The organism is Geobacillus sp. CAMR5420 (assembly GCF_000691465.1).
In the GTDB taxonomy this organism is placed as follows: Bacteria; Bacillota; Bacilli; order Bacillales; family Anoxybacillaceae; genus Geobacillus; species Geobacillus thermoleovorans.
Genome location: NZ_JHUS01000036.1, coordinates 1 through 8858 on the forward strand (window position 1 = coordinate 1; position 8858 = coordinate 8858).

An 8858-nucleotide genomic window follows, 5' to 3' on the forward strand; every position below is an offset into this window, starting at 1 on the left:
GGCCGTCTCGGCCTCAACAACGTCCAAGCGGATCGAACAGGCCAAACGGAAGGCAGGACGGTTATGGGCAGATGTGGTGCGTCAGAATCTACCGTGTCTGCAGCGGTCATCCGGGACGCCGATCCATCAAGCGTTGTCGGCGCTCCGGGATGGTGGTTGGGTGTAAAAAAATGGAATATCGTATCATCGCCTCAAGATGAGGGATGAGAGTCCGAAAGCGCTTACGATATTAATTCCTGAAAATGGTTCGCTAACTAGTGATTGACAACGCCCGTAGTGAACCGAAAAAATGTTCTCCACAAAGTCTTGACTGACTCCACTGTAACAATTTGCTTGACTTTTCATTGTGAAGCGGGTATGATGGAGAAAGCATCATTCGTTCGTTGCGGAATCGCCATCGCCGTGCCGTTGGCTTGCGAGTGCAGCCGGCACGGCGTTTTTGTGGCCGCGATCTACTGAACAAATTCACACTGGCGCCGCCTCGGAGCGGCAAGGATGGATGAGAGGAAGGGCTTCCATTGTTTTTGTTTCCTTTCCTTGAGTTTTCATAATCTATGTTATGTAAACAAAAGGAGAACGAGGAGATGGCGGAAGGGCGATATCGGGTGTTTGTGTATGGCACGCTGCTGACTGGCGAAGAAAACCATGAAGTGGTCGCTCCGTACGTTCGCGCTGTATGCTCAGGGAAAGTAAACGGCCGCTTATACAACGTTGGCCCATACCCTGCGCTTGTGCTTGGGGAAGAGGGGGAAGTTGAGGGGGAGTGGCTGACCGTGACAGAAGAAGGGCTCAAGGCGATGGACGAACTGGAAGACTACGTCGAGGGGCGGAGCAACAATGAATATGAGCGGGTGTGGGTTCGCGACGCGTGCAAACCGATCGAAGGGTATGTGTACGTCTATCTGCCGGAAAAAGCGGCTGGTTTTCCGCTTATTCCGTCCGGATCATGGCGGAGGATGAAGAAAACATGACATCAGGAGCGGATGGCTGAAGGAAGCGAAAGAGGCGGCCTCTTTTCGCCTCCTTCTTTTTTTGCATAAATATTCATATCTCCTTAATGTGTTTTGAAAGCGATTGCAAACATTTCCTAATAAAAATACAGAAAAATTATTAAAAAGGTATTGTCAAACCGCCGCTCTTTTTCTATAATAAAATCATGTTAGAAAAATAAACGTGCGAATGTGAGGTAATGTGACATGTCAAAATCGTTCGTTTCCTCCACCCAAACGGGATTGCTTGAACAAATTAAAGAAACGATCCAACAAAAGAACGTTGAACTTCTTCATTTGCAGTTTGTCGACATTGAAGGGATCTTAAAGCACGTGACCGTGACGGCTGAACAGCTTGATGATGTTGTCGAAGGGAAAATCATGTTTGATGGTTCGTCGATCAAAGGCTTCTCGCCGATCAACCGTTCCGACTTGTATCTTCTTCCGGATTTGAATACGTTTGCTGTTTTGCCGTGGACGGTCGAGGAAGGCTATGCGGAAGCGCGCTTTCTCTGCTCGGTGACCAATCCGGACGGCACGCTGTTTGAGGGCGACCCGCGCAACGTGTTGAAAAAAACGGTGGAGCGGGCGGCGGAAAAAGGGTATGCGATCTCGGTCGGTCCGGAGCTGGAGTTTTTCCTGTTCAAAGCCGATGAAAACGGCAATCCGACGCTCGAGCTCCATGATGGCGGCGGTTATTTCGAACCGTCTCCGAAAGACTTGGGCGAACGCGTTCGCCTTGAAATTTACCGCGCCTTAAAAGCGATGGGCTTTACGATTGAAGCGTCGCACCATGAAGTGGCGGAAGGCCAGCATGAGATCAACTTCAAATATGCCGATGCGCTCGGTGCGGCTGACAATGCGACGACGTACAAATGGGTTGTCAAAACGATTGCCAGCAAGTTCGGCCTCCATGCGACGTTTATGCCAAAACCGGTGTTTGGCATCAACGGTTCAGGCATGCATGTCAACATTTCCCTCTTCAAAGATGGGGAAAATGCGTTCTTTGATCCGAACGATGCGAACCAGTTGTCAGAAACAGCGTACCAATTCATCGCGGGCTTGCTGAAAAACGTAAAACACTTCGCGGCGGTTACGAACCCGCTTGTCAACTCGTACAAACGGCTTGTGCCAGGGTATGAAGCGCCTTGCTACATCGCTTGGTCCGCTTCCAACCGTTCGGCGCTCATCCGCATTCCGGCCAAACGCGGCGTCGCGACGCGCGTTGAGCTCCGTTGCCCGGATCCGTCGGCCAATCCGTATTTGGCGTATGCCATCATCGCTGCCGCTGGCCTTGACGGTGTCGAAAAAGGTTTAACCGCTCCGGCGCCGATTGATGAAGACATCTTCCATATGTCGGAAGAACGACGTGCGGAGCTTGGCATTGACAACTTGCCGGAAAACTTGGGCGAGGCCATCGCTGCGTTCGAAAGCGGAGAAATCGGCCGCGCGACGCTTGGCGAGCACGTATTCAACGAATACGTCGCGATGAAAAAAGACGAATGGAACAGCTACCGCACGGCGGTCCACGCTTGGGAAGTCGAGCGGTATCAAGGGAAGTTCTGATCGAAAGCCAGCATTCAAAAGGTGTCCCGTCGCCATATTCGGGGCGCCTTTTTTCTGCAGGCGGCTGTTTGTCTTTATGGACGGCCGCGCGGCGCCTTCCGTCCGCCGGCCGCCAAGCCGTCGGTGTTCGCAACGTCATCTTGCGAGCAGGGACTAAAATAAATGATCGCATTTTTTATTTTTTTAAAATTCATAGTTGACATCTATGAATAATGAGATTTAAATTATAAGTAACGCGCTCAACCATTGCAAACGGAGGGAAACCAATGAAAAAACTGATCGTTTTTGTGTTTGTAGGATTTATCGCCCAGCTGATTGACGGCTCGCTTGGGATGGCGTATGGCGTCACGTCGTCGACGTTGTTATTGACGTTCGGCATTGCTCCGGCCGTCGCCTCGGCGTCCGTTCATTTGGCGGAAGTGGTGACGACGGCGGCATCTGGCGCTTCCCATTGGAAGTTCGGCAACGTCGACCGCCGCATGGCCTTTAGGCTCATCATTCCCGGGTCGGTCGGCGCGTTTGTCGGAGCATGCTTTTTAAGCAACTTGCCGGGAGATTTGATTAAACCATATGTATCCTTGTTTTTGTTGGCGCTTGGCTTTTACATTATTTATCGATTTTTAGTGTTGAACGGCCGCGCGCCGTCGACGCCCGGAAAACAGTGGTCCAATAAGCAGCTCGTCCCTCTCGGATTGGTGGCTGGCTTCCTTGATGCGACCGGCGGTGGAGGATGGGGGCCGATTGCGACGCCGGTGTTGTTGGCCAATAAAAGCATGGAAGCGCGCAAGGTGGTCGGCACAGTCGATACATCCGAATTTGCCGTCGCGCTGTCGGCGACGCTAGGATTCGTCATTTCGCTTGGTTGGGAGCAAGTGAACTGGCACTGGGTGCTGACGCTCATGGCTGGCGGGGTCGTCGCTGCACCGATCGCCGCTTGGCTTGTGCGTAAACTGCCGTCCCATTTGCTTGGAGTGTTGGTTGGCGGATTGATTATTTTGACAAACGTTCGCACGCTTCTGCACGCTTGGGAAGCCCCGGCGCCGGTTTATCCTGCTGTGTACGGCCTCATCGTCATCGGCTGGGCGGCGGCAGTATGGGTGGCGATCCGAAACGGGCGGAAAGGAAAGGCGACTGGCAGGGAGTTGGCGTCGTAAGCATTAGGGGGCGCTTGGCAAACGACAGTGTCTTTCCGTTGGCGGCAGCGTTGGATGCGATCGGGTTGAGCATCAGGGAGCTTGTTCGTGCTGCGGAGGGCAACGGTCGACAGCGCCTGCCCTCAAAAATAGCGCGCGGAGCAGTTGTTGCCCCGTTGACGACAGTTGAAACGAGAAGGCGGCTCTTGCCCTCTGGGCAGGGGCTGCTTTTTTATCAACCCCTGTAGCGGGAAGCCGGTTTCTATGTTAAAATATTCTGCATCATCAACCAAAGGGGGAGAGGGAACATGGCACAGCCGCTTGATCTCGGCCGCCGCATTTCACTCATCGATTTGTATGATTTGCGCATGCCGCAGCGCACCGGTACATACGTGCTTCACGAAGAGAACTTGGCGATCGTGGAAACAGGGCCAAGCCCGTCGGTGCCGCATTTGCTTGCTGGGTTGAAAGCGCTTCATATTGATCCGTCTGATATTCGCTATATCATCGTCACCCATATTCATTTGGATCATGCGGGCGGCGTGGGGTTGCTTCTTCAGCATTGCCCGAATGCGATGGTTGTCGTCCATCCGAAAGGGAAGCGGCATTTGGCTGATCCATCGCGCCTCATCGCTGGAGCGAAGGCGGTGTACGGCGCGCAGTTTGAGTCGCTCTTTGATCCGATTCTTCCGGTGCCAGAAGAGCGATTGATCGTGAAAGAGGACGGGGAAACGTTGGAGTTGAGTGCGGAGCGGACGCTTGTGTTTTATGATACGCCGGGGCATGCGAACCATCACGTTTCGATTTATGATTCGTACAGCCGCGGCGTGTTCACCGGCGATACGATCGGCGTTTTTTATCCGCAGCTGCAAGAAGCGGGGCTTACGTTTTGCCTGCCTTCAACATCTCCGAACCAATTTGATCCCGAGGCAATGGAGCAGTCGGCGTCAAGACTTGAGGAGCTGAGACCGGAACGCATTTATTTTGGCCATTTTGGCATGCTGGATGACCCGCAGGAGGCGTTCCGCCAGCTTCGCGTTTGGCTGCCGAAGTTCGTGGCGGCGGGAAAAGAAGCGGTCGACCGTCATCCGGAAGCGCCGGCTGCCGAGCAGGCGAAAATGGCAGCGCACCGGTTGCGCGGCGAAGTGATGACGTTTCTTGATGATCATGGCGCTCCATCTTCGTCGTCGGCGCATGCGGCGATCGAGCTTGATTTGCAAGTGTGCGCGATGGGGTTGATCGATTATTGGCAGAAACAACGGTGATCATTCGATTGGCCTGGCCGATTCGGCTGGGTTTCTTTTTTTGACGGGAAAGCGAAAATTGGAAAAACGGGAAAAACTGTTTTTGTGTGTGTTCGGTTTTTAGGCGGATCATTTCGTGAAATTGCGGTGTATATGTTAGAGTGGAAATAAGCGATCCTGATTCCTGTTGGAAAGAGCGTCCATGAGCAAGGGGGAACGGAAGAGTGAAACAGAGGCGGTCCGTCATGCATCACATTGGCGTCGGGTTCATCATCGCATCGTTCGTCGTTTGGGTCATTCCGCCCATCGCGCCATTTTTACCGTTTTCGACTGCGGCCAAAGCGTCGATCGTTGCGGTTGCCATTGTGGCGGCGGAAATCATGTTTTGGATCGGGGCGCTGTTGGTTGGAAAGGAAGCGGCGTCGAAGCTGAAGAAGTATTGGGATCTGAAACATTGGCGAATAAAACGGCGGTTGTCGGATCAAACCAATGATGGCGAACAATGCCAAGACGGATCGCGAGAGATGACAACGATGAAGAAATGAGGTGGTTGCATGCGACGGAGCACAGTTGCGCTTCTCATAGCCGTTGCCGCCCTGTCCGGAGTGCTTTGGCTTGGCGGCCTGGCATTGGCGGTGCAAGACCAGTTTTTTTCGGCCGCCAAGCCGCCGACGAAAGAACAACGGCCGCCGACGGCTGAAACAAGGCAACATGACGAGAAAATGGATATTGTTGCTCTTGGCGATTCGTTGACGAGAGGAACGGGCGATGAAAGCGGAAAAGGGTATGTCGGCTATATGGTCGATGAGCTTCGCCGGCAAACGGACAAACCGATCCGTGTGACGAACTTGGCCATCCGCGGCCTTCGCTCTGACGGACTGCTTCGCCAGCTTGGCCAGCCTGAGATTCAGCGGCAAGTCGCCATGGCGGATCTTATTGTGATGACCATCGGCGGCAACGACTTGTTTCAAGGCGGGGAAGCGTTGAAACTGGATCGAAAGCAGCTGAATGAGGCGAAACGGCGATATGTAGCCAACCTAGACCGCATTTTCGCCGCGCTGCGCCGCTTCAACAGCGAAGCGGTCATTTTTGCGATCGGTTTGTACAACCCGTTTGGCGATTTAGACGATGCCAAATGGACGTCGGCGGTTGTGCGCGATTGGAATTTTGCATCAGCGGAAGTGGCGGCCCGCTATCCGAACATCGTCGCGGTGCCGACGTTTGATTTGTTTGCCCTCCATGTCAACGACTATTTGTACAGCGACCATTTTCATCCAAACGCGGCAGGCTACAAGCGGATTGGAGAGCGCGTCGCCTCGCTCATCACGTTGACGGAGGAGGGTGAGCAATGACCAAACAGGTGACGTTAGCGGTCAAAGAGCTGCGGAAAACGATTCGCGGCAAGGAAATTATTAAAGGCATTTCGTTTGAGTTGCATGAGGGGGAAGTATTCGGTTTTTTAGGGCCGAACGGCGCGGGAAAAACGACGACGATCCGCATGCTCGTCGGGCTCATTCGGCCGACGTCGGGGACGGTGGCGATTTGCGGGTATGATCTTCACCGCCAGTTTACCGACGCGATCCGCCAGATCGGCTGCATCGTCGAAAACCCAGAAATGTATCCGTATTTAACAGGCTGGGAAAACCTTGAACATTTCGCCCGCATGATGCCGGGAATTGGTGCAGATCGGATCATGGAAGTGGCGAAGCTCGTCGGCCTTGAACAGCGCATCCATGACCGAGTGGGCACGTATTCGCTCGGCATGCGGCAGCGGCTCGGCATCGCTCAGGCGCTGCTTGGAAAGCCGAAGGTGCTCATTTTGGACGAGCCGACCAACGGCCTTGACCCGGCCGGCATTCGCGAAATGCGCGCCTTCATCCGCTTTTTGGCGGAAACGGAAGGGTTGAGCGTCCTTGTTTCATCGCATTTGTTAAGTGAAATTCAATTAATGTGTGACCGCGTCGCCATTATGGCGAAAGGACGGCTCTTGGCCGTGGACACGGTTGAGCGGCTGTTAAACCAACAGGCGCGCGTCGTCTGGAAAGCCGCTCCAACGGATCGGGCGCGGGCGCTGTTAGCGGCGGAAACCGAGGTGTTGCGCGCCGATGAAGAGACGATCGTCACGCCATATGAGCCGTCGAGACTAGCCGCTTGGAACGCCAAGCTTGTCCAAGCCGGCGTCTCGGTTTCGGAAATTGAACCGCGGCTGCCGACGCTCGAGGACTTGTTTATCGAGCTGACAGGGGGCGAAACGATTGAGTAAGCTCGTGTATAATGAAATGTTGAAAATCGTCCGCAAAAAGCGGCTATGGGTGATCGCCGCCATCATTGCGGTGCTCGTCGCCTTGTTTACATACGCCCAATACCGCGAGACGGAAGAGTTGAGAAAACGGCTTGGCACGACCGACTGGCGGACGCAGCTGCAGCAGCAAATCGTCGATTTGCAAAACCGCTTGCAGTCGCCGAGCATGTCTGAGGAATGGCGGAAATACTTGCAAATCCGCCTCAAGCAGCAGCAGTACTACTTAGAGCACAACATTAATCCATCCGCCCCTGGAGCGCCGACGTTTATGCGCACGTTTATCGAAAACGCCATCGACTTGTTTTTGCCGCTTTTAGTGATGGTGGTTGCGGCCGATTTAGTGTCGTCCGAGGCAAGCGCTGGAACGATCAAGCTGCTTCTCGTTCGGCCGGTGAAGCGGTGGAAAATTTTGTTGAGCAAATATATCGCGTTGCTCCTGTCGGTGTCGCTCATTATGCTGATGGCGGCGGTGCTGTCGTATGCCATCTCCGGACTCGTGTTTGGATATGGCGGCTTCCGTCTGCCGCTATTGACCGGATTTGTCCAGCAAGGAGAGGATCTCAATACAGCGAATGTCCACATGATTCCGCAATGGAAATACATTTTGATCGAGCTCGGGCTGGCAGCGTTTGTGAGCGTTGTCGTCGGCACACTGACGTTTATGTTTTCCGTGCTGCTTAGGAGCACGGCGGCGGTGATGGGCATCATGCTGGCAGCATTGATTTCTGGCGCGATTTTGTCGAACATGGTGTCGTCGTGGCATTCGGCAAAATATTTGTTTATGGTCAATTTGCGGCTGACGGATTACATAAAAGGAGCGGCTCCGCCGATTGAGGGGATGACGCTTGGCTTTTCGATGGCCGTGCTGGCTGTCTGGGGGCTTGCAGGGCTTCTTGTCGCTTTTTTTGTCTTTATGCGGCGAGATGTCTATTGAAAACGGCAGAGCGGCGAAAACCCGAGGGGGTGTTCCCTCGGGTTTTTCAGTGAAAGGGGATGAAATGCCTATCTATTCGGCTGCTTGTCGTGAACGCCGGCGAGTCCAAGCGCGTGATGGCCCCGCAGCAACTGCTCCACGGCCGGCCATTGCTGTTCATCGCAACGGATGAGAAGCACGATATCAGCGCCTGTGCGGCTTTGACGGTGGCGTGGATTTTCGGCTTACCCACCATTTGAGCAAAATGCCGATTCCGATGCCTGAAACCGCCCCGATAATCCCCCAAATGATCGGACCCCATGCCAACACATAGCCGTAAATCGCCCCTAGCAGCATCAAGCACGTTCCTAAAATCGCCGCCAAGTCAAGGAAGCTGAACCCGTTGGCGTGATGGAGCGTATCAAGCAGGCGCGGCGGTTCGGCAGAGCGGTTGAGCGGGACTGCAAAAATCTGATGTTCAGCAATCCCTTTTTCTTGAAGCGCTGAAATCGCCAGTTCAACGAATAGGTGGCTCTCGAAAGTGGCAATGACAATCATGAAACGCCTCCCATCAAATCGGCCATGCGAACCGTTTCGGCTGAAAGCGGCGCCGCAAATAGTGGGCTAGTTCTTTTTCAAACAACTTGTTGTATTCGACCGCTGATACGTAAGCATCGTAAAAGATGAACGAGTGAACTACCCCCACTTAAT

At 53.7% G+C, this 8858-nt stretch carries 9 protein-coding genes and 1 pseudogene; 9 read left to right on the top strand and 1 reads right to left on the bottom strand.

Going from position 1 to position 8858, the window contains the following annotated elements; translation table 11 throughout:
- The 9 genes and pseudogenes from DI44_RS18015 to DI44_RS08445 all read left to right on the top strand — a co-directional run.
- Positions 1-166: pseudogene (locus DI44_RS18015) on the top strand (UPF0236 family protein); the annotation flags it as partial.
- A 418-nt stretch (positions 167-584) separates the two neighbouring features.
- A complete protein-coding gene (locus DI44_RS08480; RefSeq protein WP_011231131.1) occupies positions 585-971 on the top strand; it encodes a gamma-glutamylcyclotransferase family protein in 387 nt (128 codons plus the stop codon).
- 225 nt (positions 972-1196) lie between these two features.
- Positions 1197-2555 carry a type I glutamate--ammonia ligase gene (glnA, locus tag DI44_RS08475; protein ID WP_033025337.1) on the top strand — a complete coding sequence of 453 codons (1359 nt, stop codon included), beginning with the start codon at positions 1197-1199 and terminating at the stop codon, positions 2553-2555.
- A 266-nt stretch (positions 2556-2821) separates the two neighbouring features.
- The gene (locus DI44_RS08470; protein WP_033025339.1) at positions 2822-3709 is read left to right on the top strand and encodes a sulfite exporter TauE/SafE family protein; all 888 of its coding nucleotides are present in this window, start codon (positions 2822-2824) and stop codon (positions 3707-3709) included.
- Between the two features lie 287 nt (positions 3710-3996).
- Positions 3997-4953 (top strand): MBL fold metallo-hydrolase, encoded by a 957-nt coding sequence (locus DI44_RS08465; protein WP_033025342.1) that lies wholly within the window; start codon positions 3997-3999, stop codon positions 4951-4953.
- 224 nt (positions 4954-5177) lie between these two features.
- Positions 5178-5477: a transporter suffix domain-containing protein gene (locus tag DI44_RS08460; protein WP_014195759.1), complete on the top strand. Its 300-nt coding sequence runs from the start codon at positions 5178-5180 to the stop codon at positions 5475-5477.
- 9 nt (positions 5478-5486) lie between these two features.
- The gene (locus DI44_RS08455; protein ID WP_011231137.1) at positions 5487-6284 is read left to right on the top strand and encodes an SGNH/GDSL hydrolase family protein; all 798 of its coding nucleotides are present in this window, start codon (positions 5487-5489) and stop codon (positions 6282-6284) included.
- Complete coding sequence (locus DI44_RS08450) at positions 6281-7195, top strand: ABC transporter ATP-binding protein (protein WP_011231138.1); 915 nt, start codon at positions 6281-6283, stop codon at positions 7193-7195. The genes DI44_RS08455 and DI44_RS08450 overlap by 4 nt, the downstream gene beginning before the upstream one ends.
- Complete coding sequence (locus tag DI44_RS08445; RefSeq protein ID WP_011231139.1) at positions 7188-8168, top strand: ABC transporter permease; 981 nt, start codon at positions 7188-7190, stop codon at positions 8166-8168. The genes DI44_RS08450 and DI44_RS08445 overlap by 8 nt, the downstream gene beginning before the upstream one ends.
- A gap of 183 nt (positions 8169-8351) precedes the next feature.
- Here the strand turns inward: DI44_RS08445 and DI44_RS0117085 are convergent, their stop codons facing one another.
- Positions 8352-8705 carry a hypothetical protein gene (locus DI44_RS0117085; RefSeq protein WP_119877434.1) on the bottom strand — a complete coding sequence of 118 codons (354 nt, stop codon included), beginning with the start codon at positions 8703-8705 and terminating at the stop codon, positions 8352-8354.
- Positions 8706-8858: the final 153 nt, after the last annotated feature.